Raw genomic sequence first — 26,366 nt, 5'->3', positions numbered from 1 at the left:
CGGAGGGGGAAGGGTTGAGCAGGCTTACGCCGCGGCCTCCTCGGCCGGGGCGGCAGCCTTCTCGGCGCGCTTGGCGGCGCGCTCCTTGGCCTTCTCGCCGGGCTCGGCCTTCTGCGGGTTGTTGCGGGCCGGACGCTTGGCGAGGCCGGCGGCATCGAGGAAGCGCAGGACACGGTCGGTCGGCTGCGCGCCCTTGGCGAGCCAGGACTGGATCTTCTCGTTGTCGAGCACGATGCGGGCCGGATCGTCCTTGGCCTTCATCGGGTCGTAGGCGCCGACCTTGTCGATGAAGCGGCCGTCGCGCGGGGCGCGGGCGTCGGCGACGACGATGCGGTAGTAGGGGCGCTTCTTCGCGCCGCCGCGGGTGAGACGGATCTTGAGGGACATCAGTCGTTCCTTTCGGTGTCTTGCTTGAGATCGGCGCTGCGATCGACGTTCTCGGCGATCGTACGGTGGTGCCGAATGACCTCCCTCACCACGAAGGCGAGGAACTTCTCGGCGAAATCGGGGTCGAGCTTGGCCTCGACCGCGAGATTCCTCAGGCGCTTGACCTGACGCGCCTCCCGGTCCGGATCGGAGGGAGGCAGGCCCTTGCGGGCCTTCAACTCGCCGACCCGCTGGGTGCAGCGGAAGCGTTCGGCGAGCAGATGGATGAGCGCGGCATCGAAGTTGTCGATGCTCTCGCGCAGGCCCGCCAGCTCGGGATCGACCCCTTGTGCGGACAGGATCGTCATTTCTTCTTGCCCGGCAGGAAGCCGCCGAGGCCCGGCAGCTTCGGCCCGCCCAGCCCCGGAAGGCTCGGCATCTTCCCGCCGCTCAAGCCCGCCGGCATCGGCGGCAGCTTGCCGCCGAACTGCTTCTCGATCTGCGCGATCTGCTCCGGCGTCGGCTCGGGCATGCCCGGCGGCAGCGTCATGCCGCCCGGCAACCCGCCGGGCATGCCGCCGCCGAGGCCGAACATGCTGCCGAGCGCCTGGCCGATCCCGCCGCGTTTCCCCGAGCCCATCGCCTTCATCATGTCGGCCATGGTCCGGTGCATCTTGAGGAGCTTGTTGATCTCCTCGACCTTCACGCCGGCCCCGGCCGCGATGCGCTTCTTGCGGCTGTTCTTGAGGAGGTCGGGGTTCTTGCGCTCCCCCGGCGTCATCGAGGAGATGATGGCGCGCTGGCGCCTGAACATCTTCTCGTCGAGGTTGGCCCCCTCGACCTGCTTCTTGATCTGCCTCATGCCGGGCAGCATCCCCATCAGGCCGCCGATGCCGCCCATCTTCTCCATCTGGGCGAGCTGCATGGACAAGTCTTCGAGGTCGAACCTGCCCTTCCGCATCTTCTCGGCGGTGCGCAGGGCCTGCTCGTGGTCGATGGTCTCGGCCGCCTTCTCCACGAGCGAGACGATGTCGCCCATGCCGAGGATGCGGTTGGCCACCCGCTGCGGGTGGAACTCTTCGAGGGCCTCGACCTTCTCGCCGACGCCGACGAGCTTGATCGGCTTGCCGGTGACGGCCCGCATCGACAGCGCCGCGCCGCCGCGGGAATCGCCGTCCATGCGGGTCAGCACGATGCCGGTGACGCCGAGCCGCTGGTCGAAGGCGCGCGCGGTGTTGACCGCGTCCTGGCCGGTGAGCGCGTCGGCCACCAGCAGCACTTCGTGCGGGTCGGTCGCCGCCTTCACCTCGGCGGCCTCGGTCATCAGGCCCTCGTCGAGCGTGGTGCGGCCGGCGGTGTCCAGCATCACCACGTCGAAGCCGCCGAGCCGGGCGGCCTCCATCGCGCGCCGGGCGATCTGCACCGCCGACTGGCCGGCGACGATCGGCAGGCTCTCGACCTCGACTTGCTTCGCCAGAACCGCGAGCTGCTCCATCGCCGCGGGGCGGCGCGTGTCGAGGGAGGCCAGCAGCACCCGGCGCTTCTCGCGGCTCGCCAGGCGCCGGGCGATCTTGGCGGTGGTGGTGGTCTTGCCCGAGCCCTGGAGGCCGACCATCAGGATGGCGACGGGGGCGGGGGCGTTCAGGTCGACGACGCTCGCCTCGGTGCCGAGCATCGCGATCAGCTCGTCGTTGACGATCTTCACGACCATCTGGCCGGGCGTCACCGACTTGAGCACGACGGCGCCCACCGCCTTCTCGCGCACCTTGTCGGTGAACGAGCGCACCACTTCGAGCGCGACGTCCGCCTCCAGCAGGGCGCGGCGCACCTCGCGCATGGCGGCGGTGACGTCGGCTTCCGTGAGCGCGCCGCGGCGCGTCAGCCCGGAGAGGATGCCGGAAAGGCGGTCGGAAAGGCCTTCGAACATGCGGGTTCAGAGGTCCTTACTGATGGAGGCCGGCATTGGCCACGCGGCGCGCCCGCAGCGCGTCCTCGAAGGCCGCCACCGCGCGGGCGAACTTGTCTCTGGCCGCGGGATCGCAGAAGCCGACCGTCGCGCCGTTGTACAGGGTCAGCGCCTCGGCCGCGATCGGCCTGCCCGACCAGGGGCAGAGATCGTTGACCGCATCCTCGATGCGCAGGGCAGGGTCGTTCGCGGGCGCCATGGCGGGACTCGGGTTGCGCTTCGGCGAAGGTTCGGCAACGACGGTCGCGCCCGAGGGCGCGGACGCGCTGTCGGACGTTGACCTCCGGTCTCTCGGACCGGTCGGCGGCTCATCGTGACGATCGTTCGTCGAAATGGAACCGGGCGGATAGGCTCTGTGCCGGCCCGAGTCAATCCCGGACCGCTTCCGCGTGTCCCCGGAAAGAACGGTCACCGAGGGGTTAAGCTTTACCCTTCATTAAGCATGATCGGCTCTGATGACCGCCGACGCACCGCTGGAGGTGCACGAGGACTGCCCCCGATGTCGGAACCCGCGCGACAGGCCCCGTCCCCCGAGCCCGGCCTCTGGGCGCCCGCCGGCACCGCGCCGCTGCGGGACTGGCTCGCGGCGATGCGGGCCGCCGTGACCGAAGCTTCCGCCGCACGGGCGGAGGCGGAACCCGCTCCGAACGCGCGCGATGCCGAGGTGCGGCCCGAAGCGCGCGGCGCCGGCTGGGCACCTCGCCTCGTCACGGCCGCGAATCCGTCCGAGACGGCGGACGAGGACGTCGCCGAGATCATGGCCGAGAACATGATGCTGAAGGCCCGGCTCCGGCTGGAGGCCGAACGGCGCGACGAGCTCCAGATCATCCTGGCGCAGGAGATCCGCGAGCTGCGCGGCCACATCGCCGAGGAGGTCGGCAAGATGGAGGATCTGCGGGCCGAGCGCGACCTCTGGCGCGCCCGCTGCGAGGCGCTCGCCGCCCCGCTGTTCCAGGCGCAGCAGCGCTGATCGATACACCGTCGCCGGACATGCGAAGGGCCGCCCGACGGGGCGGCCCTTCCATTGTCGAACCGGTCGGTCCGACGAAACCTGCCTTGACCTCGCGAATGCGTCAGGCGCACACGCCGGAGCAGGCGAGCGCGGCCATCCGCAAGCTGGTGACATACCTGAAGCAGCTAGGGGGCGGCGCTATGAGCGGCGAGCGCCAGACGGCCGAACAGATCAGAGCGCTTCCGCTTGCAGCGTTCTACGTCATGGCCGAGAGCATCAACGACAGCAGCCCGGTCCCACGTATCTTCGCAGCCCCCGAATGGGACGATCTATCAACCAAAGGCAAGGAGTGGGTCTGCGCCTTAATCCGTGAGACGATGGCTGTGATTGCGGAAAGCCACCATTGGTTCGAAGCGATCCGCTCACCGAACGTTTGCCTCAGGTCTTAGAAGCGTTTGAGCCGCGGGCGATAATGTCGATAGCGGCGTGCTTAATAGCCCTCTTGAACTCAACGGCGTCCGGGCCGGTAACCGTAGAGTCGGTCAATCGCTCGTCAACGTAACCTTGCACCACCTGAGCAATCGGCTCACCGCTATGCAGCCTCAATATAATTGCCAATAAGGCCTCATTGATGAACTTGTGTGCCGCGACTTCGGCTTTCGCCTGCTGAAGGGCGTCGAGGGCCATAATGCCTCCTGCTACTACGCGATCTTCAAGGATCAATTTCACAGCAAAACACCGGCCCGGAAAACCAAAGTCTCGCGTGAGACTTTGAGACCCCAAGCCGGTGTCTCACGTTCCTAGAACGTTCTTAGAGCATTGCCACTAAGCCGTTGAAAGGATTGAAGCTCGATCCAGTCGGCCGGCTTGGTGCAGAGTGACAATGAGACACTGGATCACCTCCTTTCGTTCGTTGCGGGTGAGCCCAAGGTAGGGAGGGTTTCCGCCGAGGGAAAGCCCGGCGCCTGCGTTGTCTCGCCGCGGTGCACAACGGATGGGAGGCGGGAATGCTGGCAGGCGGAGCGCGAGGCGCTTAAAGAAGGCGCCCGTCAGCATCGGTCGCCGTTTAGAAGATGTCCTCTGCCGCCGCCCCGCGCGCTCCCAGCGCCGACGACGCCCTCGACCCGCGCGCCATGCGCGAGCCGCTGCCCGACGCGTGGTACTGCGTCGGCCCGGCCGCCGCGATCGCGGGAGGGAAGATGCGGGCGGTCGCGCTGAACGGCGAGCAGGTGGTGCTCGGCCGGGCCAGGGACGGCGCCCTGTTCGCCCTGCGCGACCGCTGCCCCCATCGCGGCATGGCGCTCTCCAGGGGCCGGTTCGACGGCGACACGCTGACGTGTCCGTTCCACGGCTGGCGCTTCGGCACGGACGGGGGCTGCCGCGACGTGCCGACGCTCTCCGAGCACGACGCCTCGGACTTCTCGCGCATCACGATCCAGCGCTTCCCCGTCGTCGAGAGCGCCGGGTTCCTCTGGGTCAATCCGCATCTCGGCCCCCCCGGCCCCGAGGCGGTGCCGGCGGTGCCCGCCCTCGACTTCGAGCCGGCGGGGAGCCTCGTGCTCGAACTGGAGGTCGAGGCCTCGTTCGACCTCACCACGCTGAGCCTCGTCGATCCCGGCCACGTCGCCTTCGTCCACGACACGTGGTGGTTCCGGCCCTCCAAGGAACTGCGGGAGAAGGTGAAGACCTTCCAGCCGGTGCCGCATGGCTTCGTCATGACGAGCCACGCGACCACGAAGAGCTCGCCGGTCTACCGTCTGCTCGGTGGGGCGCCGGAGGTCGAGATCGAGTTTCGCCTGCCGGGCGTACGGCTGGAGCGGATCAGGGCCGGCGCGAAGCGGGTGGCGAACTACACCTTCGCCACGCCTCTTGCGGCCGACCGCACGATGCTGACCAACGCGCTCTACTGGAGCATGCCGGCGCTCAACCTGCTGAAGCCGATCGCCCGGCCGCTGATGCGCCAGTTCCTGACCCAGGACCAGCAGGTGCTCCAGCACGCCCAGACCGGTCTCGACCGCAAGCCGACCATGGTGCTGCTCGGCCAGGGCGACCTGCCTTCGCAATGGTATTTCCGCCTCAAGCGTGAGGCGCTGGAGGCCGCGCGCGCGGGCCGGCCCTTCGCCAACCCGCTCACCCGCCAGGAATTGCGCTGGCGCTCCTGAGCTTGTGATGTGAAGGGATGGCCTGCCGAGCACGGCACGGCCGCATCGACGGCACCGTGATCGTCGCCACCGCCGGCGCTCGTTCCGGTGGCGGGCGGCGATCCGACCCTCACCTGAGGCCGCGCGCCGCGCTTGAACGGCCGAGCGGGCGGGCCATCTTGGCCGTATGAAGAAGCGTCGCCTGCTCACGGTCGCCAGCGCGGCCACGGTGATGACCCTGGGCGGCGTCGGCTATGCCGCGCATCGCCGGGGCAGGAACCCCTATTACCGCGGGCCCGAGAGCGACCATTTCGACGGCCTGCGCTTCCACGCCCCCAACCAGCCGCCGGACAAGGATCTTTCCGACGTTGCCCGCTGGCGGATGACCGCCAAGCGCGAAGCGTGGCCGGCCAGCTTTCCGAGCCCGTTCGCGCCGGACAAGCCGCCGGAGCGGGTCGAGGGCCTGCGCGTCGTCCTGATCGGCCATGCGAGCTACCTGTTCCAGGTGGCCGGCCGCAACATCCTGGTCGATCCGGTCTTCGCCAAGCGCGCGAGCCCGTTCCGCTTCGCCGGTCCGAAGCGGGTCAACCCGCCGGGCATCGCCTACGCCGACCTTCCGCCGATCGACGCGGTGCTGATCACCCACAACCACTACGACCATCTCGACGGGCCGGCGCTCGCCCGGCTGTGGCAGGACCACCAGCCGCTGATCGTGGCGCCGCTCGGCAACGACGCGATCCTGCGCGGCTACGACGAGACGATGCATGTCGAGAGCCGGGACTGGGGCGAGTCGGTCGATCTCGGCGCCGGCATCACCGCGCATCTGACGCCGGCCAATCACTGGTCCGCCCGTGGCCTCAACGACCGGCGCATGGCGCTCTGGTGCGCCTTCCTGCTCACCACGCCGCGCGGCGTGCACTACCATGTCGGCGACACGGGCCTCGGCGACGGCGCGGTCTTCCGCGAGATCCGCGCCCGGTTCGGCCCGCCGCGGCTGGCCACCCTGCCGATCGGCGCCTACGAGCCGCGCTGGTTCATGCAGCCGCAGCACATGAACCCGGCCGATGCGGTGGAGGCCTTGGCACGGCTCGGTGCGGATCAGGCGCTCGGCCACCACTGGGGCACCTTCAAGCTCACCGACGAGGGCATCGAGCGCCCCGCCGAGGCGCTGGCCGAGGCGCTCGCCGCGGCCGAAGTGCCGCCGGAGCGGTTCCTGGCATTGCGGCCGGGGCAGGTTTGGGAGGGGTAGAGCCGGTGCCTCAGCCGGACGGAAGCGCCTTGCGTGCCGTTGCCAGGGGCAGCACCAGAACGCGATCCGCGATCCTGCTGAAGCCGCGGCCCTCGTAGAAGACGGCGGCCCCCTCATCCTTGGCATCGACCACGAGGGCGAAGGCGGCGATCTCGGCGCGCAGCACCTGGGACACGGCGTTGACGATCAGCGCCGCCCCGAGACCGACACCGCGATGACGGCGATCCACGGCGAGTCGACCCATCCGCACCACGGGGACCGTCGGATAGCGCGGCAGCTTGCGGGCCGTCGTCTCGGGAAGAGCGTTCACCGGGATTTCGGCCGCCGCAAGGGTATAGTAGCCGGCAATCTCCATCGAACCGGCCAGACAGGCGACGTGGCACTTGCTGACCATCCGCCGCATGTCCTGGCTCGCCAGATCGCGGATGTAGCGGTCGAGCGCTTCGACGCCGCTTGCGAAGGTCTGGCGGTCGTGCCCGGTTCCAAGCGGTTCCACCCGATAGGGCGGTATCACGGCTCGCCGATCAGATCGCGATGCCGCCTGACCGCCCGCAGCAATCCGTCGCCCGGCTCTGCCGGCTTGATCAGGGCATCGGCGAAACGCTGCTGTCCCTCGAATGTCAGTTGCAGGACGTGCGCCTCCTCAATGGTACGCCGCGCTGCGCTCTTGACGGCGGAAGCCACGAAGTCGCTCAGCGAACGGCCCTCGATCTCCGCAGCGCGCTTGGCGAGGGTCAGGGTCTCGGGCGCGATGCGGGTTTCGAGTCGCGCACTCCGCAGGGAATTTTCGGCCACGGCATGATCCTCTGATAAGTATGGCAGAATGCCGTACGTCGAGGGTGCGTTCAAGAAAGGATTTATGCGGCCGAATCCTCTTGCTGAGGCCTGTTGCCGGGCTGCCGGCCCGCCGCCGTGATCCCCGCCGACGCCGCCACGATGCAGCCGATGGCGCCCCACTGGACCGGCGTCAGCCGCTCGCCGAGCAGGGCCAGGGCGGCGAGCGCGGCGACGGCCGGTTCCAGGCTCATCAGCACGCCGAAGGCCGGACGGGGGAGCCGGGTGAGGGCGAACATTTCCAGCGAATAGGGCAGGGCGCTCGACAGCACGGCGATGACGAGGCCCGTGGCGAGGGTGTTGGGGGTGAGCAGGCCCGTTCCTGCATCCGCGATCCCGACCGGCGCCACGACGGCGGCGGCGACCGTCATGCCGAGGGCGACCGCGCGCCCGCCACCGGCACGGCCGGCACGCTGGCCGAACACGATGTAGCCCGCCCAGCACAGGCCGGCGCCGAGGGCGAGCGCCGCGCCCGTCGGGTCGAGGGCGACGGTGTCGCCGAGCGGCAGCAGCAGGCCGAGTCCGAGCACGGCGAGGCCGATCCAGGCGAGATCGAGCCCCCGACGCGAGCCCGACAGCGCCACGGCCAGCGGTCCGGTGAACTCGATGGCCACCGCGATCCCGAGCGGAATGGTGCGCAGCGCCAGATAGAACAGCAGGTTCATCAGCCCGAGCGCGGCGCCGTAGAGCGCGATCGCTCCGGCCTCGCCGCGCTCCAGGCTGCGCCGCCACGGGCGCCAGACCGCGAGCAGGATCAGCGCCGAGAAGCCGACGCGCAAGGTCGTGACGCCGGCCGCGCCGACGACCGGAAACAGGCCCTTGGCCAGCGCCGCCCCGCTCTGGATCGAGACCATCCCCACCACCAGGGCGAGGATGGGCAAGGCCACGCCGGAGGCATCGGACCGTCCGCGCACGGTCAGAGGATGAAGCGGCTGAGATCCGTGTCGGCGGCGAGGTCCGCCACCCGCTCGCGCACGTAGCCCGCGTCGATCGGCACCGTCTCGCCGGAGCGGTCGGTGGCGGTGAACGAGATCTCGTCGATCACCCGCTCCAGCACGGTCTGGAGGCGGCGGGCGCCGATATTCTCCACCGAACCGTTCACCTCCACGGCGACGCGGGCGAGCGCGTCGATGGCGTCCTCGCTGAAGTCGAGGGTGACCCCTTCCGTCTCCATCAGCGCCACCGTCTGCTTGATCAGGCTCGCTTCCGTCGCCGTGAGGATCTGCTTGAAATCCTCGATCGTCAGCGGCTGCAACTCGACGCGGATCGGCAGGCGGCCCTGCAATTCGGGCAGCAGATCGGAGGGCTTCGAGACGTGGAAGGCGCCGGATGCGATGAACAGGATGTGGTCGGTCTTCACCGGCCCGTGCTTGGTCGCGACCGTGGTGCCCTCGATCAGGGGCAGCAGGTCGCGCTGCACGCCCTCGCGCGACACGTCGGCGCCGGAGCGGCCCTCGCGGGCGCAGATCTTGTCGATCTCGTCGAGGAAGACGATGCCGTTGTCCTCGACCTCGCGGATCGCCTCGCGGGTGAGCGCGTCGTCGTCCACGAGCTTGTCGCTCTCCTCGGCGATCAGCGGCGCGTAGGCGTCGGCCACGGTGATCCGGCGCGGCTTGCCGCGCTGGCCGCCGAGCGCCTTGCCGAGCATGTCGGAGAGGTTGATCGCGCCCATCGAGGCGCCCGGCATGCCGGGAATCTCGAACATCGGCATGCCCTGCGGGCCGGATGGGGCGAGTTCGATCTCGACGTCCTTGTCGTCGAGTTCGCCGGCCCGCAGCTTCCTGCGAAAACTCTCGCGCGTCGCCTGGCTCGCGGTCGGGCCGACCAGCGCGTCGAGGATGCGCGCCTCGGCCGCGGCTTCCGCCTTGGCCTTGACCGCCTTGCGCTTCTCCTCCCGCGTCAGGCCGATGCCGACCTCGACGAGGTCGCGCACGATCTGCTCCACGTCGCGGCCGACATAGCCGACCTCCGTGAACTTCGTCGCCTCGACCTTGAGGAAGGGCGCGCCGGCGAGGCGCGCGAGACGGCGGGCGATCTCGGTCTTGCCGCAGCCGGTCGGGCCGATCATCAGGATGTTCTTGGGCGCCACCTCGTCCCGCAGCGGCCCTTTCAGTTGCTGGCGGCGCCAGCGGTTGCGCAGCGCGATGGCGACCGCGCGCTTGGCGTCCTTCTGGCCGACGATGAAACGGTCGAGCTCGGAGACGATCTCGCGGGGAGAGAAGGTGGTCATCGGGCTCCTGCGGCCGATTCTTTTTGGGGTCTCGCGGGGCGGCGCGTCGAACGCGGAGCCTCCCCCGAAGGACGATCTAGGCGGGCGAAGCCCGGCTTTCCAGGGCGCCGCGCCTCAGGCCGCGTCGAGCGCTTCGATCACGAGGTTGCCGTTGGTGTAGACGCAGATCTCGGCGGCGATCTTCATCGAGCGGCGCACGATCGCCTCGGCGTCGAGGTCGCCGTCTTCGAGGGCCCGCGCGGCGGCCAGCGCGAAGTTGCCGCCGGAGCCGATCGCCATCACGCCGGTCTCGGGTTCCAGCACGTCGCCGGAGCCGGAGAGCAGAAGGCTCACCTCCTTGTCGGCCACCAGCATCATCGCCTCCAGGCGGCGGAGATACCGGTCGGTGCGCCAATCCTTGGTGAGCTCGACGCAGGCGCGGGTGAGCTGGCCGGGATACTGCTCCAGCTTGGCCTCCAGCCGCTCGAACAGGGTGAAGGCGTCCGCCGTCGCGCCCGCGAAGCCGCCGATCACGCTGCCCTTGGCGAGCCGCCGGACCTTGCGGGCGTTGCCCTTCACGATGGTCTGCCCGAGGCTGACCTGGCCGTCGCCGCCGATCACCACCCGGCCGCCTTTGCGAACCATCAGGATCGTGGTGGCATGCATCTGCGGCAGGCGATCGTCGGTTTGGGCCAAGGAAGCGCTCCGGTTCGAGAGAAAGGCCGAGCCTCAGTTATGCGTTCGCGGGCCCGTCTCCAAGCCGGGTCGCCGCATCGCCCCAAAAAGCTCCGCGCAAGCCAACGCGCCTATCCGCTCCGGCACGAAGGGGCGTCGCGCGTCGGCACCCGTCCCCGCAACGGTTGTCCTCCGGAGCCGCGTCATGGGCATCCTCGTCGGCCTTCTCATCGCGATCGGCTGCATGCTCGGCGGCTTCGTCGCCATGGGCGGGCACCTGATCGTGATCTGGCAGCCCTGGGAGTTCGTCATCATCGGCGGCATGGCGGCGGGGACCTTCGTCATCGCCAACCCGCTGAAGGTGGTGATGGATTCCGGCAAGGCGACGATGGAGGCCTTCACCGACAAGGGGCCGAAGCGCCAGGATTTCCTCTCGCTGCTGGGGCTCCTGCACGCGCTGATGCGCGAATTGAAGACCAAGCCGCGCAACGAGGTCGAGACGCATTTCGACGATCCGGCCAATTCCGAGATCTTCAAGAACTATCCCGAGGTGGCCAGGAACCAGGATCTGGTGCTGTTCATCTGCGATTATTGCCGCCTGATCCTGATCGGCAACGCCCGCTCGCACGAGATCGAGGCGTTGATGGAGGAGGAGATCGGCACGCACAAAAAGGCGGTGCTCAAGCCCTACGGCGCGATCAACACGGTCGCCGAGGCGCTGCCGGCGCTCGGCATCGTCGCGGCGGTGCTCGGCATCGTCAAGGCGATGGGCGCGCTCGACCAGTCGCCGCAGATCCTCGGCGGCCTGATCGGCGCGGCGCTGGTGGGCACCTTCTTCGGCGTGTTCGCCTCCTACGGCGTCCTGGCCCCCCTCGCCATCAAGGTGAAGGGCGTGCGCGAGAAGCAGTGCGCCCCCTACACCATCGTGAAGCAGAGCCTGATCGCCTACATGAACGGTGCGCTGCCCCAGGTCGCGATCGAGCACGGCCGCAAGGGCATCGCCGGCGCCGACCGCCCGACCATCGACGAGGTCGAGAGCGCCACCGTGCCCGGCGCCCGTGCCGAACCGGCCGCGGCGTAAGGCTTCTTTCCAGATGGACGCGATCCAGCCCACCGACGCGGCGGCCGAATCCGAGGCTGCTCCCGCTCTTCCTCCCTTCGTGACGGGATCGAAGCCCGCGACCGACATCCGCGCCCGCATCCAGGAGGCCGGCGGCCTGTCGCTCGACCGGCTGCCGATGCTCAGCGTGGTGTTCGACCGCCTCGCCACCGCCTGCGGCGACGCGGCCAAGCACCTGGCCGCCTCCTCGACCTTCTACTCCCTGAGCGGTGTCGAGAGCGGACGCTTCGGCGAGTTCCTCGACGCCTACGACGCCAATGCGGTGGTCGGCATCTTCCACGCGCCGGGCTGGGACGGGCACGTCCTCGTCGGGCTCGACCGCGACTTCATCTACACCATGACCGAGGTGCTGTTCGGCTCCGACGGCTCCGAGCCGCCGGTGGAGGACGAGCGCACCTTCTCGGCGATCGAGCTGCGCATCGCGCAGATGGTGTTCGAGCAGGTCGGCAAGGCGCTCGAATCCTCCTTCGGCCTCGTCTCGCAGACGAGCTTTCGCCTGGAGCGGACCGAGACCCGGATGGAGTTCGCGGTGATCGGCCGGCGCTCGAACAAGGCGGTGCAGGCCAAGTTCCTGCTCCAGGCGCTCAACCGCGGCGGCGAGATGTTCCTCATCATCCCGCAGACGGTGCTGAACCCCTTGCGCCCGGCGCTCGGCAAGGTGCTGACCGGCGAGTCCGCCGCCCGCGACCCGCGCTGGGCCGAGCAGATCGCGGCCGAGGTGCAGAAGACCACCGTGCGCCTGCGAGCGGTTCTGGAGGAGCGCCACCTGACGCTCGGCGAGATCGCCGGGCTGAAGGTCGGACAGGTGATCGCCCTCGACGCGACGCCCGCGACGCGGGTCAAGCTCGAAGGCAACGACCGGCCGCTGTTCTGGTGCCGGGCCGGCCAGTCGCAGGGGGCTTACGTCCTGCGGGTGGAGGATGCGATCAATCCGGAGAAGGAGGGCGGCCATGGGCTCCCTGGTTGACGGCGTGCTCCTCGTGGCGCTCGTGGCCACGAGCGCCTGCGTGGTGCCGATGTACCTCAAGCTCAAGCGCCTCGACCGGACCCAGGCCGAGTACGGCGCGGCGGTGGCCGCCTCCGGCGTGGCGCTGACCCAGGCCGGCGAGGCGGTGCGCTCCTTCAAGGAGGAGGGCCGCGAGGTTCTGGAGGCCCTGAGCCTCAAGATCGAGGAGGCGCGGGCGGCCTTGGACGCATTGGAGGCGTCGAGGGCCGCGCTCGTCGCGGCGCGGTCCGAGAAGGCGTGAGGCGGCTGTCGGGCGAGGTCTCGCGACCGTCTCCGCGGGTGCGGGCGAAGCGGTCCAGCCGCGCGACCTGTCCGGAGAAGGCGGCGCCCTGGATCGCTTCGGCTTCGCCTCGCAATGACGGTGCGGGTCTGCCTCCTCCGTCAGCGAAGCGATCCGGGCGCCGCGACGGAGGCCGATCGCGCTCTCCGGCCCGAAACGTCCGGCGACAGCCTCGCGTCAGCCACGCCGGCTAGACCGGCCTCACGGCCAAGCCGACCCCACCGAGCCCGAGCGATGAGCAGCAGCCCCTTCCCCGACACCGAACTCGCCGGCGCCGAGCCCCGCGTCGGCGACGGGCGCAACCTCGATTCGATCCTGCGCATCCCGGTGCTGATGCAGGTGGTGCTGGGCTCGGCGTCGATGCCCGTGGCCGACCTGATGAAGCTCGGGCGCGGCGCCGTCGTGCCCCTCGACCACCGGGTCGGCGAGCCGGTGGACGTGATGGTCAACGGCCGCGTCATCGCCCGTGGCGAGATCGTCATCGTCGAGGAGGACAATTCCCGCTTCGGCGTGTCGCTGACCGAGGTGGTCGGCCCCTCCGCCGCCGACCAGACAAGCTGAGCCTCGCGAGAGGCGGGCCGCCATGTCATCGAGCCCTTCGTCATCGAGCCCCGTTGCCGGGGACGCGCTGCCCCCGGCGCCGGTCGCTCCGCGCGCCGCGGCGCGGCGGCTCGACCCCGTCGATCAGGTGGCGGCGCTGCTGCTCGCCATGGGCAAGCCCGCGGCCGGCCGGCTGATCAAGTATTTCGAGCCGGACGAACTCAAGCGCATCACCCGCTCGGCCTCGCATCTCGGCGCGGTCAGCCCCGAGCAGCTCGACGCGGTGGTGGAGAACTTTTCCGCCGAGTTCTCCGCCGGCAACAGCCTGGTCGGCACGGCCGGCGAGATCGAGAAGCTGCTCACCGGCCTGCTGCCGGCCGACCAGATCTCCGACATCCTGGCGGATGTGCGCGGCAGCGCCACCCGCTCGGTCTGGGAGCGGCTCGGCACGGTGCAGGAGAGCGTGCTGGCGAGCTACCTCGTCAAGGAGCATCCCCAGACCGCGGCGCTGATCCTGTCCAAGGTGAAGCCCGCCACCGCCGCCAAGGTGATGGGCCACCTGCCCGCGCCGTTGCGCAACACGGTGATGCGGCGGATGCTGAGCTTCAAGCCGATCGTCGACGAGGTGCTGCACAGCATCGAGAAGACGCTGCACGAGGACTTCATGATCAACGGCGCGCGCAATTCCGGCGCCGACACCCACGCCAAGATGGCCGATATCATCAACAAGATGGAGCGCCAGCAGATGGACGACGTGCTCTCCAGCCTCGGCGAGTCGCGCCCGAAATCGGTCGAGATCCTCAAGGGCCTGCTGTTCACCTTCGACGACATCGTCAAGCTGGCGCCGCGCGCCCGCACCACCCTGTTCGACGCCGTGCCCAACGACCGGCTGGTGCTGGCGCTGAAGGGCACGGACGCGGAGTTCCGGGGCACCGTGCTCGGCGCGCTCTCGGCGCGGGTGCGCCGCATGGTCGAGCACGAACTGAACGGCGGCGAGCCGGCGGCGCAGCGCGACGTGCTGGAGGCGCGCCGCTCCATCACCGATCTCGCCATGGACATGGCCGGCCGCGGCGAGATCGAGATCAATCCGGGAGGCGAGGATGAGGCGCTCATCCGGTGAGCCTTGCGTCGAGCCTCGCCTCTTCTTCGTCCGCAGCCGCCGGGTCTGACCCGTGGCGGGGGACGAGGACCAGGAGAGCAAGACCGAAGCCCCGACCGAGCGGCGGGTCCGGGAGGCGATCGAGAAGGGCGACATCCCGTTCTCGCGGGAGGCGCCGGTCTTCGCCTCGACGCTGGGCCTGCTGATCGGGCTGACGCTGTTCGCCCGGGGGCAGGCGGCGCAGCTCGCACGGGACTTCGCGCCGCTCCTCGACGACCCGCGCGGCTTCTCCCTGGAGACCGGCGGGGACGCGATGCTGCTGATGAGCCGGGTGGCATGGGCGGCGGGCCGCTTCCTCCTGCCGATCCTGCTGGTCCTGGCGGTCTGCAGTCTCGCGGCCTCGCTGTTCCAGAGCCTGCCCCGCTTCGTCCTCGACCGGATCGCGCCGAAATGGTCGCGGGTCTCGCCGACGGCCGGGCTCTCACGGATCTTCGGGACTTCGGGTCAGGTCGAGTTCCTGAAATCCCTCGTTAAATTCCTGTCGGTCAGTGTCGTCGCCCTTCTGCTCCTCCGCTCGGAGCGGACAAGAGCCGTGAACGCCATGTTCGTCGATCCGAGCCAACTGCCCGAACTGATCCTCACCGTCTCGATCCGCCTCGTCTCGGCGGTGGCCATCGCCACCATCGTCATCGTGGCGGGCGATCTGGTCTGGGCGCGGCTGCGCTGGCAGCGCTCGCTCCGGATGTCGCGACAGGACCTCAAGGACGAGCACAAGCAGACCGAGGGCGATCCGTCGATCAAGGCGCGGCTGCGCTCGCTCGCCCAGGACCGCGCCCGCAACCGGATGCTCGCCAACGTCGACCGGGCGACCGTGGTGATCGCCAACCCGACCCACTTCGCCGTGGCGCTCCGCTACGAGCCCACCGAGAACCCGGCCCCGCTCGTGCTCGCCAAGGGGCAGGACCTGATCGCGCTGCGAATCCGGGCGATTGCCGAGGAAAAGGGCATCGCCGTGATCGAAGACAAGCCTCTCGCAAGGTCGCTGTACGATGTTGTGCAGGTCGATCAGACGATTCCGGCGGAGTTCTACCGCGCCGTGGCGCAGATCCTTTTCTTCCTCTTCGCGAGGGCCCGATGACCCCCCAGGTCCACCGTTTCGCGCCGGGATCGCCGCCGCCGGACGCCCTCGCGGCGGCCGAGGAGATCTTCGCCCGGGCCCTGCGCGGCTTCATCGCCGAACTGTGCCTCGTCGACGGCGGCGTGCTGATCGGCTGGATTCGCGGGCAGCGCCACGGCAACATTGCCGACGTAGTCGCCTCCTCCGCCGAGCTGTTCTTCAAGGAATCGGTGCTGACCTATGCCGACGGGGCCGATGTGTGCCTCGACTGGGGCCGCTCGATGCAGGTGGTGCTCGACATGGAGTTCACCGCCCGGCCGATGACGGTCTTCTTCAAGCTGGTGCTCGACGAGGTGTTCGCGGGCGTCGCCATCCAGCGCATCGTCGCCGAGGACACCGCCGGGCTCTGCCTCGACGGCTTCGCGGACGCCCTCGATCAGGCCCGGGTCGGGCATGCCTGAGGACCGACGGCATCGGCCGGCCCGAAGGGATCGATCGGACCTCGCGGACGCGGCACGAATGCCACGCGCCCATGTTGAATGCAGGCCGGTGCGCTCGGATGACACGCGCACGATTGACCTCCGCCGCTCTGCGCGAGATTGAAAACTTGCCTCGGCGTCTCAGCGCGATGCGGCAGAGCGGTGGCTCCCATCCTGCCGTGAATCTCGCTTCCCTCGCAGCGCAAGGCCGCGGGCGATCCCGCCGGATCGAAAGGAGGGTCGTCGATGTATTTCCTGGTCGATCCGCGCGACTCGGTGAACGCAGGTTACAAAGCCAGCTTCGAGCGCGAAGGCATCTCGTCCTTCGGACTCCTGCCCGACGAGTTCCTGAACTGGCTCCGGGCGGCCTCGCGCAGCGATCTCGACGCGGTTCAGGGCTTCCTCCTCGGCGATTTCGCGGAGCGGGCGAAGTGCGCCGCCAGCATCCGCAAGCAGTCCCGCGCCCCGATCATCGCGCTCGCCGACCTGCGCTCCCTCGAACAGACCGTGGAGCTGCTCGAATCCGGCATCGACGACGTGCTGCCCAAGCCCGTCCATGTCCGTGAGATCCTGGCCCGCTCGGAGGCGATCTGGCGCCGGGTCAACGGCGCCTTGCCGGTCACGGGCGAGGGCGCCGAGGCGGCGGAGCCCACCGCCGAACGCCTCAAGGTGTTCCACGACGGACGCGACCCGGAGATCGACGGCGTGCCGCTGTCCCTGCCGCGGCGCGAGCGGCACATCCTCGAATACCTCGTGCGCAACCGCGGGCGGCGGCTCACCAAGACCCAGGTCTTCAACGTGGTCTACGGTGTCTACAGCAACGGCGTCGAGGAGAGCGTGATCGAGGGCCACGTGAGCAAGCTGCGCAAGAAGCTCACCGAGCGGCTCGGGCGCGACCCGATCGAGGCCAAGCGCTACATGGGCTACACCTACGTCGGGTGATGCAGAAAGTCCGGTCGATCTTCGGGATCGCTTCCGTCATCGCGAGCGTCAGCGAAGCGATCCAGGGCGCCGCCCGATCCGGAAAGGTCGAGCCGGCTGGATTGCTTCGGCTGAAGCCTCGCAATGACGGTGGGGGATAATCCGCGCCGTCATTGCGAGCCGTCAGGCGAAGCAATCCAGCATCGCGACGCAAGCCGGGTAGACTTTCGAGCGATCCGATACCATTCTCCAGCCGTATCGGCTTCGCCTCGCAAAGACGAAGGAGATCCTGAAGCGATCAGGCGGATGTCGTATGGGTCCGGCTACCGGCAGAATGCCTTCGCCCCCGGCGTCCAGTTGCCGAAGCCGGTGGCGACCATGTTGGTGATGACCCGGCAGACGTAGACCTTCTGCGCCGGGTTGTTATTGGGGCCGGCATGGTAGCGCGCCACCGCGAGCGTCCAGCTCCCCTCGCGCTCCTTCAGCTCCTTCAGGAAGCGGGTGGCGTATTCCACGTTCTGGGCCGGATCGATCATGGCCTCCAGCGAGGCGAACTTCGCCCGGTGATAGTGATGGTTGATCTGCATGCAGCCGAGATCGACCAGGCGCACGCCTTCCCGCCGGGCCTGGTCGAGGCGCTGCATCACGTCCGCCGCGCTGGTGCCGAAATAGGCCTTGCCCTCGATGTTCATGGCGTAGGGCTGGAGCGAGCCGCGCTTGCCGCTCTCGGTGAGACCGACCGCGTAGAGCATGCCGAGCGGCACCCCGTGCCGGGCCGCGGCCCGCGCCATCTGCTGCTCGCACACGTTGGCCGCCGCCGGGCCGGCGGCGCTAGAGATACAGGCTGCCGCGAACGCGGCGGCGAGTCTCCGTCTCATGGTCCTGCTCCTCGGTCGGCATGGCCGCTTCCTCCCGCTGCGGGGCAGGGCGTCGGCCCGAATGGTCGGGCGTCGGCGCGCCCGGCTGTTGTCGCTCGTGCTGTCCGCCCTGCGACCCGGCGAAGGACGCGAGGCCCTGGGCCCGCGGCGAGGCCTCTCCCCGAGTCTCGCCCCCGCCCGCCTGGATGGTGAGGACGTCGGGTTCGTAGCCGGCCTCGCGCAGCAGGCCGGAGAGCAGGTCGCCCTCGTTGCGCAGGCGCTCGGCGGTCTCCTCGCGGCTGGTGCGCAGGCTCATCTCCAGGCGCCCGTCCTGAAGGCGCATCCGCACCAGCACCGAGCCGAGGTCGGCGGGGTGGAGCTGAAGCGTGAGAATCTTCAGCGGACCGGCCTCGGCGGGCATCGCCGCCGGGCGGCCCTGAGCCGCGGACGCGGCGGCGGGCGGTTGCGCGGCGAGCGCATCGACGATCTGGCGCTGGGGCGAGGCCGGAACCGCGACCGGGGCCGCGTCCACCCCGGCCGCATGGGGCGCCGCGACGATCGTGTCCGGCCCTTGCGGCCGGCCCGCGGTCGGCTCGCTCCGGCCCTCCGTCGTATCGCGCGTCATCGCCTGCGCGGCGCGATCCGTCGTCGGGCGGACGATCTCGGCCGCGGGCTCCGTCCGCGGCTCGGGCGAGCGCCGTGCCCGGTCCGGGGTGACGGACGGCGCCGTCGCGGCGGGTGCGGAATCGGGTCGGTCCGAACCGGCCGGCTCTTCGGACGGCGGCTGACCCGGCCCCGTCGCGGCGGTGCGCGCGACGGCAGGGCCGGCGACCGGCATCGATGCGGGGGCCTTGTGCGGGCTCGGCGTCGATGCAGCCGCAGCGGTCGCCGCCTCGACGGAGGGATGATGCGCGCCGTCCGGGAAGGCCGGGCGTGCAGGGGCCGCGCCGGCCCGCGCCGCGGGGGCGTCGGACGAGGGGAGGGGAAGCGCGTCCGCGGGCGGCGGACCGCCGCTCGAGACCGGGACGGACGGGTCGGATCCGTTTCCGGAAGCGCCGATCGCCGCGGGGGCGGCGTCGGGGGGCTGCCGTGACGGTGGCGGCCTTTCGGCGTCCGGACGCGCGAGGACGGCTCTCGCGGCGGTCGGAGACGGCGTCGCCGCCACCGCATCGCCGAGCCGTGCCGGAGGCGGTGGGACGGCGTGCGGTTCCGCCGCGCCTTCTCGGTCGGCCGGTCCGTCACCGATGCCGCCGGCCGCCGGGACGGCCGGGGAAGCGAGCGTCGGGTCGGCGGTTTGCCGGCCATCCTCCGGGCCGCCGGCCGCGAGCCCGCCGGGCCGGACCGGCGCGAAATGCGTTTCCAGGCCGAGGACGGAGACCTGCGGGGCCGCCCCCTCTCCCCCGGACAGGGCCGTTGCGCCGCTCCGCGCCGCGGCGCGCTGTACCATGGCGGCGAGTCCGGCCTCCGGCGTGGGCGCCGCCGCCGGAACGCCGCCGCCGGCGAGCGTCATCAGCGCCTGCAGGACCGAGCCGGACGCGTCGACGCCGGCGGCCTGAGGCGTCTGCGCGGCGGCCGGTTCCTCCTTCGAGGCGGCGGTCTCGGACTCGTCGGCCGAGGCCGGGCCGTCCTTGAGCGAACCGAGCAGGGCCTTGAAGCCGGGTGCGGCCCGCGCGCCCGCCTCCTCGCCCGCGGACGGCCTGCCGGCCTCCGGTTTCGGCCGCGGTGGGGACAGGGTGTCGAGGGACCGCATCACGGGTGGGTCGTCCGATGGTTCGGGAGCGGGGTCGGGGTCACGGCGCGCTCGCCGCCATGGCGCGTTCGGCCCGGGCCAGGGCCTCCTGCGCCCGCAGGAGCGAGCCCGATTCGGGGATCGCCCGCCCGGCTGGAGACGGCGGCGGGACGGCGGCGATGGGGGCCGGCGTGCGGATCTGCCGGGCGGTCGAGAGCGCCGCGTCGAGGAGATCCGCGTCGGCCGGCGCGAAGTCGGCCCGGTCGAGGTCGCGCAGGGTCTCGTAGCCTTCCTCGAAACCGCCCTCGGCCACGATCAGCGCCGCGCCGCGGTAGAGCCGCGCCTGCGCCGCCGGCCGCGAATCCGGCGCGGCGAGACCGGTCGCCCGCTCGGCGGCGAACAGGGCGGTCTCGCGCCGGCCCTGCTCCAGCGCGGCCCGGGCGACGAGCAGGTAGAGGTCGCGCCGGCTCTCCGGCTCGATCTCGTCGAGCATCCGCTCCAGGCTGGCGATCCGGGTGCGGTCGCTGTCGAAGTCGAGGCGGGTCAGCGCCGCGGCGAAGCGCTGGCGGAAGTTGCCGGCGTAGACCGAGCGGCGGAACCGGCGCAGGTACTGGATCGCCAGGGCCTCGAAACGCCGGGCATCGCCGCCCTGCGCCACCACGAAGATCTGGCGGCGCAGCGCGCCTTCCTCCACCAGGGTGCCGGGGGCGAGCAGCCGTGCGAGGTCCAGCAGTTCGAGCGACCGGGCCGGTGCCTCGCGCACCGTCAGCGCCGATTGCGTCAGCGCGAGCTGGCCCGCGAGCCCGGCGGGCATCGTATGCGCATCGATGCCGGAAAGCTTGGCCCGCGCCTCCTTCTCGCGCCCCTCCAGATAGGCGAGGGCGCCGAGCGCCAGCGGCTGCTCCGCCTCCGGCATCCTGCCGGCAGCGAGAACGGCGCGCAGCACGGCCGGCCCGCCGCCGGCCAGGGCGAACGCGACGGCGGCGCGCAGGTTCTCGGGCTCGGCCCAGGTTTCGGGCGGCAGCGCGATCAGCCGCTGCTCGATATGGCCGAGGAGCTGGCGCTGGGCGAGATGGGCCTGGGTCGAGCCGCGGGCGATCCGGTCCTGCAGGAGTTGGAGCGTGCGGGTGAGTTCGACGGGCAGGCCGCGCGCGGCCACGGGCAATGGCTCGATCGGTTTCGCCGACGCGCCGTGGCCGCCGTGGTCGTCGGACGCGTGGGCGTCCGCGGGCGGCGCGTGATCGCCGTGCTCCGCCGCCATGGCCGGAAGGGCAGCGGCGGCGAGAGCGAGCGCGGCTGCCGCGAGGGCGCCAAGCCGGGATGCGGATCGGGCGGCGGATGCGGGGCGCGCCTCCGGCATCGGACGCCGCGAAGCCCCTTCCGGCGTCGCGGTGCCGGATGGCTTCGCCTGACGGCTCGCAAGGACGGCCTTGCGACGCCGGGCGATGGAGCGCCTGCGAGGACTCCGAAACATCATTCCGGCAGCCCCCGCAGCAGGATCTCGATGCGGCGGTTCTCCGCGGCCTTGGGATCGGCGGCGATGCGGGGCTGGCGGTCGGCGTAGCCCTCGATGCGCTCGATGCGTGCCTCGTCGAGGCCGCCGCGCACGAGCATGTAGGCGGCCATCTGCGCCCGCGCCGAGGACAGGCGCCAGTTGTCGTAGGTGTCCGAGCGGAACGGGCGCGCGTCGGTATGGCCGCGCACGACGATGCGGCCGGGGCGGGCGTTCAGGATCTTGGCGATGCGCTCCAGCGCCTTGACCACCTTCGGCGTCGGCTCGGCTGAGCCGATCCCGAACATGCTGAAACCGATCTCGTCGGTGATGCTGACCAGCACGCCCTCGCCGATGCGGCGCACCTCGACATGCGGCGCGGGCGCGCCGTTGGGCGGCGACGGCACGGCCCTTCCGATCTCGGACTTCAGCGCCGCGAAGGCCGCGGCCTCGGCCGCCTTCGCGGCTCGATCGGCACCGGTGACCGGCTCCCTGGCCGGCTCTTCCAGCTTGGCGACGGGCTTCGGCTCGGGCTGCGCCGGGTTGCCGTCGGGCGCGGGCATCTCCGGTGCGGCCCCGGGCGCAGGCTTGACGGAATCAACCGGCTTGATTGCCGGAACGTCGGCCACCGGCATCGGCTCGGCGGAGGCGAGCTTCACCCCGGCCTTGCGCATCGCCTCCTGCAGGCTCTGGCGGGCGATGTCCTTCGGCGATTCCTTCGCCTTGCCCGGTGGGGTCGGGGACTGGGCGCGCGCGTCGAGGCGGGCCTCGGCCGGGGCGGCCGTGACGGTGTCGAGGGCGCCGGGCGATTCCGTGCGCTGGCGCGGCAGGGCGGCGACCTGCCAGTAGAGCGGGTCGAACGGGTCGCGCCCGGTCTCGCCGCCGGCCACGCCCGGCTGGCCGGCGTCGAGGGCGCTCGCATCGGCGCTCGCGGCCTCGGGACCGGCGGTCTCGGCTTCCGCGGCGAGCTTCGCCAGCACGGCGTAAGGATCCTGGAACAGGGCGGATTCGCGGGCGCGGCTGCCCGGGGCCCCGGGCGCGTCGGCCTTGCCCGCGGCGTCGCCGGCCTCGCCCTTGCCGGTCGGGGCCGGGTCGTTGGGCGTGTCCTGCGGGTCGTTCACGCCCTTGCGGTCGTGGGTGACCTCGGCGAGCTTCACCGGGTTGAAGTACTCGGCGATGGTCTGCTTCTGCTCCTTGCTGGTGGAGTTGATCAGCCACATCACCAGGAACAGCGCCATCATCGCCGTCATGAAGTCGGCGAGCGCGATCTTCCAGGCGCCGCCGTGATGGCCGTCCTCGTGGTCGCCGTGGCGCTTGACGATGATGATCTCGCGGGCGTGCTCGGACATCTCACGCCTCCGCGATCGCCGCGGCGATCAGGCGGCTCCAGGCCGCCAGTTCGGTCTCGATCACGGTCTCGCCCGCGCTCACCGTCACATCCGGCCCCTCGTCCGCCTCGAAGGCGATCCCGGCCGAGAGGGCGCCGAGCCGTGCCGCGAGGGCGGCGATCAGGTCTTCCGGCCCGCGCACCTGCACCGCTGCCCGCTGCGGTTCGGCCAGGATTCTTTTCAGGGCCATGGCGAGCTCGTCGAGCGCCTGCCGTTGCAGGGCAAGCCCGAGAACGGGCGCGATCAGCCGCGCGATTCGGGCGGACAGATCGGCTTCGAGCGCCCGCATCGCGCCGGCGAACCCTGCGGCCAACGTCTCGCCCTGCGCCTGCGTCCACGCCCGGCGCGCTTCGGTGAGGCGTTCCTCGAAGGCGGCCCGTTCCTCGGTGCGCTCCTGGGCACGCCGTGCATCGGCTTCGGCCATCGCCTCGACCCGGCCCTCTTCGCGCCCGCGCGCCTCGGCGGCGGCGATCGGCGCCTCGCGATCCTCCGCCGGCCGTGGGGCCGCAGCGGCGGGGCGGGGCAGGAACGGTTCGATCTCGGGCTCGACCGGAGCCGGCGCGGCGGGGGCCGCAGCGCCGATGGCGGGCCGGAACCAAGTTCCCGAAAAATCCGGCTCGCCGGCGACCGCCGCGGGCGCAGGCGGGGCGGAGAAATCCGGGAGGTAGCGGGCGATCGCCGCGTCCATCAGGCCGGCTCCTCACGCATGAGCCAGCGCTTGAGCACGGCCGCGACCTGCTCCTCGTCGATGTCGATGAGCTGCTCCAGCCGCTTCTGCGGCGAGCGCGCCATCTTGTCTTCCAGTTCCTCGATGAGGCCGGCGACGCCCGGGGCGGGGAGCTTCGGCGCCTCGTTCGGGCCGGCGGCCCCGGCGATGGTGCCGCCCGGCGCGGCGAGCGCCGCCGCGTCCATCCCGAGCGCTCCGGCCGTGCCCGCCGTCAGCGCGGGCGCGCCGTCCGGGCCTGCGAGCGCGGCCTCGGTCCGAGCCGCCTCGGGCGTCGCCAGGATGGCGCGCAGGGCCGGGCGCAGGCCGAACCAGATCAGGAGGCCCGCCACGACGAGGATCGTCGCCGCGTTGATGAGCGTGCCGGACTGCTTCATCATCACGTCGGTGAGCGAGAGCGGCGGCACCGGCTCCAGCGGCTGGCCGTCGTTGACGAAGCCGACCGCCGCGACCTTGATCGTGTCGCCGCGCTCCTTGCTGAAGCCCGCGGCCGAGCCGACGAGTTCCTCGATCTCCGCGATCTGCCGGTCGATGCCGGCCTTGTCGTCGGGCCCGGCCAGCGCCGTCAGCCGCGAGCGGTTGACCAGCACCGCGACCGAGAGGCGGCGGATGGCGTAGCCGTCGCTCACCGTCTGGATCGTCTTCTGGGAGATCTCGTAGTTGGTGAGATCCTCCTTCTTCGAACTCTCGTTGCTCGACTGGTCGTTGCCGTCCGAGCGGGTGCGCTGGTCGGGCAGGTTCTCCTGGGCGCTGGTCGGGCGCTGGCTGTTGCGGTTCTGGCTGTTCTCGTTCTCGCGCACGGAGCGCACCGAGCGCTCGACCCGCTGGTCGGGGTTGTAGATCGTCTCGTTGGTCGAGGTCTTGTCGGTGTTGAGCTGCGTCGCGACGCTGACCTCGAAATTGCCGACGCCGAGATAGGGGCTGAGCGTGCGGCGGATGTTGTCCTGCATCTCGCGGCTCACCGACTTCTCCAGGCTCGCCATCTTGCCGGTCGGCGCCGTGGCCGAATCGTCGCCCGCGAGCAGCACCGTGCCCTCGGAGCCGATCACCGTGACGCGATCGGGCTTCATGCCGGGGATGGCGGAGGCGACGAGGTGGCGGATCGCCTGGGCGCCGGACACGTCGTCGGCGGGCTCCGTGCGCACCACCACGGAGGCCGAGGCCGGCTGCTGGTCGCGGCGGAACGAGCCGCGGTCGGGAAGCACCAAGTGGACGCGGGCGGCGCGCACGCCCTTCATGCCCTGGATGGTCCGGGCGATCTCGCCCTCCAGCGCCCGCACCCGGGTCACCTCCTGCATGAACGAGGTCATGCCGAGCGAGCCGAGATCGTTGAACAGCTCGTAGCCGGACTTCGAGCTCTGCGGCAGGCCCTTCTCGGCGAGCAGCATCCGCGCCTGGGCGGTGTGGCCGAAGGAGACGAGCACGGCGGTCCCGTCGGACGACACGTCGAAGGGGATGCCGTTGTCCTTCAGGACGCCGCCGATGCGCGATACGTCCTCGCGCGACAGGCCGGTATAGAGCATCTCCTGCGCCGGGCGGCTCAGGTAGTACGCGCCGACGCCGACGCCGAGGAACACCAGCAGGCCGACCAGCCCGAGGGCGATCAGCCGCCTCGCGCCGAGATCGACGATGTTGCCCCACAATCTCTCGGCTTGCTCGCGCCCGAACATCCTGCGGCCAACCCCAGCCCGGACCCGACACTGGTCCGGCGGCCATGTTGCGCCTCAGCCTTGCGCGGGGCTTTGCGCGGCGCGGGCGGCGTGATGGAACGTCGGGTCTCGCCCCAGACCCGGAGCACCCGCTGCACCGCCGGGCGCGCCCTCATCCGGGCGAGAGGCCTCGAAGGGTGTTCCGGAGATCGCGCGAGAACGGAGAGATCCTTCGAGGCCCGCTGGCGCGGGCACCTCAGGATGAGGGATCGAATCGGATGTTCGCCGTTGAACCGCGCTTCAGAAGAACGACCGCACCAAGCCGCTGACCAGCAGGTTCCAGCCGTCGATCAGGATGAAGAACAGCACCTTGAACGGCAGCGAGATCACGGTCGGCGGCAGCATCATCATGCCCATCGACATCACGATGGTGGAGACGATGATGTCGATGACGAGGAAGGGCAGCACGATCAGGAAGCCGATCTCGAAGCCCCGGCGCAGCTCCGAGATCATGAAGGCCGGGATCAGGATGCGCAGGTCGATCCTTTCCCCCTGCTCGGCCTTGGGGAAGTTGCGGCTCGCCAGGTCCGAAAAGGTCTGAAGGTCTTTCGGGCGCACGTGCTGGGTCATGAACTCCCGGAACGGATCGACGATCTTGGAAAACGCCTCCTCCTCGCCGATGCGGTTCTCCTGGAGCGGCTTCACCCCCTCGTTCCAGGCGCGGTCGAAGGTCGGGGCCATGACGTAGAAGGTCATGAACAGCGACAGCGACACGAGGAACAGGTTGGCCGGCGTGCTCTGCAGGCCCAGCCCCGAGCGCAGGAAGGAGAAGGCGACGGCAAACCGCGTGAAGCTCGTCACCATCACGAGCAGGCCCGGCGCCAGCGACAGAACGGTGAGCAGCGCGACGAGCTGGATGATGCGCCCGGACGCCGCCCCGTTGCCGGGCGGCAGCAGGGCGTCGAGGCCGGGCACGCCGGTGACGCCGCCGGGGGAGGGCGTGCCCTGCGCCAGGGCGGCGGTGGCGGTGAGGCCGAGCACCAGGGCGAGGCCCGCGGCGCGCAGGAGCGTGCGGGGCGGCATCACTGAACCACCAGCGATTCGACGATGAGTTCGCGCACCGCGCCCTTGGTGCGGATCGCGACGCGCTCGTTGAGATCCTCGCGCAGGTGCTGGAGGCCGCTCGCGCCCTCGATCTGCGCCATCGAGAGGGTGCGCAGGTAGGCGAGCGCGTCGGCGCGAATCTCGGCCAGCGTCACGTCGGGGTTGGGCAAGGCCCCGGTCCTGAAGACCACGGACGCCTCGATGCGCACCCAGGCATCGGTCGGCTCGGCGAGGTTCGCCACCACCGAGCCGACGCTGCGCAGGCTCAGGTCGCCGGTGTAGTTGAGCACCTTGACCGCCTTGTCGGCCTCCTCGCGCTTCTTCAGGTCGACCGATTTCTCGACGTTCCCGAGCAGGTAGACACCGAGCCCGCCGCCGGTGCCGACGGCGACGAGCGTCGCCAGGGCGAGCGCCCCGATCCAGCCCTTGCCGCCTTTCCTGGAGTCCTTGGCGTCGGCCATGCTCGTCC

30 protein-coding genes are annotated in these 26,366 nt (G+C 70.7%); 12 read left to right on the top strand and 18 right to left on the bottom strand.

Annotation, left to right across the window (positions count from 1 at the left end; translation table 11 throughout):
- Positions 1-24: 24 nt before the first annotated feature.
- The 4 genes from rpsP to PGN25_08335 are packed head-to-tail and all read right to left on the bottom strand — an operon-like array spanning position 25 to position 2,531.
- On the bottom strand, positions 25-387 hold the full coding sequence (gene rpsP, locus PGN25_08350) for a 30S ribosomal protein S16 (GenBank protein MEH3117599.1): 363 nt from the start codon (positions 385-387) through the stop codon (positions 25-27).
- Entirely contained in the window at positions 387-734 is a 348-nt protein-coding gene (locus PGN25_08345; protein ID MEH3117598.1) for a chorismate mutase, read from the bottom strand. Before PGN25_08345 ends, rpsP begins: the two co-directional genes overlap by 1 nt.
- Positions 731-2,293 (bottom strand): signal recognition particle protein, encoded by a 1,563-nt coding sequence (ffh, locus tag PGN25_08340; GenBank protein ID MEH3117597.1) that lies wholly within the window; start codon positions 2,291-2,293, stop codon positions 731-733. The genes PGN25_08345 and ffh overlap by 4 nt, the downstream gene beginning before the upstream one ends.
- Positions 2,294-2,309: 16 nt before the next feature.
- Entirely contained in the window at positions 2,310-2,531 is a 222-nt protein-coding gene (locus tag PGN25_08335; GenBank protein MEH3117596.1) for a glutathione S-transferase, read from the bottom strand.
- Between the two features lie 300 nt (positions 2,532-2,831).
- On the opposite strand from PGN25_08335, the gene PGN25_08330 reads away from it, so the two are divergent.
- The gene (locus tag PGN25_08330; protein ID MEH3117595.1) at positions 2,832-3,302 is read left to right on the top strand and encodes a hypothetical protein; all 471 of its coding nucleotides are present in this window, start codon (positions 2,832-2,834) and stop codon (positions 3,300-3,302) included.
- Between the two features lie 98 nt (positions 3,303-3,400).
- Positions 3,401-3,733: a hypothetical protein gene (locus PGN25_08325; GenBank protein ID MEH3117594.1), complete on the top strand. Its 333-nt coding sequence runs from the start codon at positions 3,401-3,403 to the stop codon at positions 3,731-3,733.
- On the opposite strand, the gene PGN25_08320 is transcribed toward PGN25_08325, so the two are convergent.
- Entirely contained in the window at positions 3,723-3,971 is a 249-nt protein-coding gene (locus PGN25_08320) for a hypothetical protein (GenBank protein ID MEH3117593.1), read from the bottom strand. The two genes, PGN25_08325 and PGN25_08320, sit on opposite strands and share 11 nt — an antisense overlap.
- 386 nt (positions 3,972-4,357) lie before the next feature.
- Here PGN25_08320 and PGN25_08315 point away from each other — a divergent pair, with 386 nt between their 5' ends.
- Together PGN25_08315 and PGN25_08310 are read left to right on the top strand one after the other, a co-directional pair.
- Positions 4,358-5,446, top strand: coding sequence for an aromatic ring-hydroxylating dioxygenase subunit alpha (locus tag PGN25_08315; GenBank protein ID MEH3117592.1), 1,089 nt, complete (start codon positions 4,358-4,360; stop codon positions 5,444-5,446).
- Between the two features lie 166 nt (positions 5,447-5,612).
- Positions 5,613-6,674, top strand: a complete 1,062-nt coding sequence (locus tag PGN25_08310) for an MBL fold metallo-hydrolase (GenBank protein MEH3117591.1) — start codon at positions 5,613-5,615, stop codon at positions 6,672-6,674.
- A 10-nt stretch (positions 6,675-6,684) separates the two neighbouring features.
- On the opposite strand, the gene PGN25_08305 is transcribed toward PGN25_08310, so the two are convergent.
- The 5 genes from PGN25_08305 to hslV all read right to left on the bottom strand — a co-directional run bounded on the left by PGN25_08305 (position 6,685) and on the right by hslV (position 10,413).
- Positions 6,685-7,170, bottom strand: a complete 486-nt coding sequence (locus tag PGN25_08305) for a GNAT family N-acetyltransferase (protein MEH3117590.1) — start codon at positions 7,168-7,170, stop codon at positions 6,685-6,687.
- Positions 7,171-7,184: 14 nt separating this feature from the next.
- Positions 7,185-7,469 carry a DUF1778 domain-containing protein gene (locus tag PGN25_08300; protein ID MEH3117589.1) on the bottom strand — a complete coding sequence of 95 codons (285 nt, stop codon included), beginning with the start codon at positions 7,467-7,469 and terminating at the stop codon, positions 7,185-7,187.
- 62 nt (positions 7,470-7,531) lie between these two features.
- The gene (locus tag PGN25_08295; GenBank protein MEH3117588.1) at positions 7,532-8,422 is read right to left on the bottom strand and encodes a DMT family transporter; all 891 of its coding nucleotides are present in this window, start codon (positions 8,420-8,422) and stop codon (positions 7,532-7,534) included.
- Between the two features lie 2 nt (positions 8,423-8,424).
- Positions 8,425-9,738: an ATP-dependent protease ATPase subunit HslU gene (gene hslU, locus PGN25_08290; GenBank protein ID MEH3117587.1), complete on the bottom strand. Its 1,314-nt coding sequence runs from the start codon at positions 9,736-9,738 to the stop codon at positions 8,425-8,427.
- 114 nt (positions 9,739-9,852) lie between these two features.
- Complete coding sequence (hslV, locus tag PGN25_08285) at positions 9,853-10,413, bottom strand: ATP-dependent protease subunit HslV (protein ID MEH3117586.1); 561 nt, start codon at positions 10,411-10,413, stop codon at positions 9,853-9,855.
- A gap of 184 nt (positions 10,414-10,597) precedes the next feature.
- Between hslV and motA the strand changes: the two genes are divergently transcribed.
- From motA to PGN25_08245, 8 genes are all read left to right on the top strand, one after another.
- Complete coding sequence (gene motA, locus PGN25_08280; GenBank protein ID MEH3117585.1) at positions 10,598-11,473, top strand: flagellar motor stator protein MotA; 876 nt, start codon at positions 10,598-10,600, stop codon at positions 11,471-11,473.
- Between the two features lie 13 nt (positions 11,474-11,486).
- Positions 11,487-12,479 (top strand): FliM/FliN family flagellar motor switch protein, encoded by a 993-nt coding sequence (locus tag PGN25_08275; GenBank protein MEH3117584.1) that lies wholly within the window; start codon positions 11,487-11,489, stop codon positions 12,477-12,479.
- Positions 12,463-12,759 (top strand): hypothetical protein, encoded by a 297-nt coding sequence (locus tag PGN25_08270; GenBank protein MEH3117583.1) that lies wholly within the window; start codon positions 12,463-12,465, stop codon positions 12,757-12,759. Before PGN25_08275 ends, PGN25_08270 begins: the two co-directional genes overlap by 17 nt.
- 273 nt (positions 12,760-13,032) lie before the next feature.
- Complete coding sequence (fliN, locus tag PGN25_08265) at positions 13,033-13,359, top strand: flagellar motor switch protein FliN (GenBank protein ID MEH3117582.1); 327 nt, start codon at positions 13,033-13,035, stop codon at positions 13,357-13,359.
- Positions 13,360-13,381: 22 nt separating this feature from the next.
- Positions 13,382-14,458, top strand: coding sequence for a flagellar motor switch protein FliG (locus PGN25_08260; GenBank protein ID MEH3117581.1), 1,077 nt, complete (start codon positions 13,382-13,384; stop codon positions 14,456-14,458).
- Between the two features lie 52 nt (positions 14,459-14,510).
- Positions 14,511-15,575 (top strand): flagellar biosynthesis protein FlhB, encoded by a 1,065-nt coding sequence (gene flhB / locus PGN25_08255; GenBank protein ID MEH3117580.1) that lies wholly within the window; start codon positions 14,511-14,513, stop codon positions 15,573-15,575.
- A complete protein-coding gene (locus PGN25_08250) occupies positions 15,572-16,015 on the top strand; it encodes a hypothetical protein (protein ID MEH3117579.1) in 444 nt (147 codons plus the stop codon). Before flhB ends, PGN25_08250 begins: the two co-directional genes overlap by 4 nt.
- Before the next feature lie 264 nt (positions 16,016-16,279).
- Positions 16,280-16,975 carry a response regulator transcription factor gene (locus tag PGN25_08245; protein ID MEH3117578.1) on the top strand — a complete coding sequence of 232 codons (696 nt, stop codon included), beginning with the start codon at positions 16,280-16,282 and terminating at the stop codon, positions 16,973-16,975.
- Positions 16,976-17,277: 302 nt separating this feature from the next.
- Here the strand turns inward: PGN25_08245 and PGN25_08240 are convergent, their stop codons facing one another.
- The 8 genes from PGN25_08240 to PGN25_08205 form a co-directional block, all read right to left on the bottom strand.
- Positions 17,278-17,832 (bottom strand): transglycosylase SLT domain-containing protein, encoded by a 555-nt coding sequence (locus PGN25_08240; protein MEH3117577.1) that lies wholly within the window; start codon positions 17,830-17,832, stop codon positions 17,278-17,280.
- Positions 17,786-19,561, bottom strand: a complete 1,776-nt coding sequence (locus PGN25_08235; protein ID MEH3117576.1) for a flagellar hook-length control protein FliK — start codon at positions 19,559-19,561, stop codon at positions 17,786-17,788. The genes PGN25_08240 and PGN25_08235 overlap by 47 nt, the downstream gene beginning before the upstream one ends.
- A gap of 40 nt (positions 19,562-19,601) precedes the next feature.
- Positions 19,602-20,900, bottom strand: coding sequence for a chemotaxis protein MotC (locus tag PGN25_08230; GenBank protein ID MEH3117575.1), 1,299 nt, complete (start codon positions 20,898-20,900; stop codon positions 19,602-19,604).
- A gap of 113 nt (positions 20,901-21,013) precedes the next feature.
- Positions 21,014-22,381, bottom strand: coding sequence for a MotB family protein (locus tag PGN25_08225; GenBank protein MEH3117574.1), 1,368 nt, complete (start codon positions 22,379-22,381; stop codon positions 21,014-21,016).
- Position 22,382: 1 nt separating this feature from the next.
- The gene (locus PGN25_08220; protein MEH3117573.1) at positions 22,383-23,108 is read right to left on the bottom strand and encodes a hypothetical protein; all 726 of its coding nucleotides are present in this window, start codon (positions 23,106-23,108) and stop codon (positions 22,383-22,385) included.
- Positions 23,108-24,814, bottom strand: coding sequence for a flagellar basal-body MS-ring/collar protein FliF (gene fliF / locus PGN25_08215; GenBank protein MEH3117572.1), 1,707 nt, complete (start codon positions 24,812-24,814; stop codon positions 23,108-23,110). Before fliF ends, PGN25_08220 begins: the two co-directional genes overlap by 1 nt.
- 279 nt (positions 24,815-25,093) lie before the next feature.
- On the bottom strand, positions 25,094-25,876 hold the full coding sequence (gene fliP, locus PGN25_08210; protein ID MEH3117571.1) for a flagellar type III secretion system pore protein FliP: 783 nt from the start codon (positions 25,874-25,876) through the stop codon (positions 25,094-25,096).
- On the bottom strand, positions 25,876-26,358 hold the full coding sequence (locus PGN25_08205) for a flagellar basal body-associated FliL family protein (protein ID MEH3117570.1): 483 nt from the start codon (positions 26,356-26,358) through the stop codon (positions 25,876-25,878). The genes fliP and PGN25_08205 overlap by 1 nt, the downstream gene beginning before the upstream one ends.
- Positions 26,359-26,366 lie beyond the last annotated feature (8 nt).

The organism is Methylorubrum populi (assembly GCA_036946625.1).
Lineage (GTDB): Bacteria > Pseudomonadota > Alphaproteobacteria > Rhizobiales > Beijerinckiaceae > Methylobacterium > Methylobacterium populi_C.
Note: the sequence above shows the minus strand (reverse complement) of the source record. Positions and strands in the feature narration are given on the sequence as shown.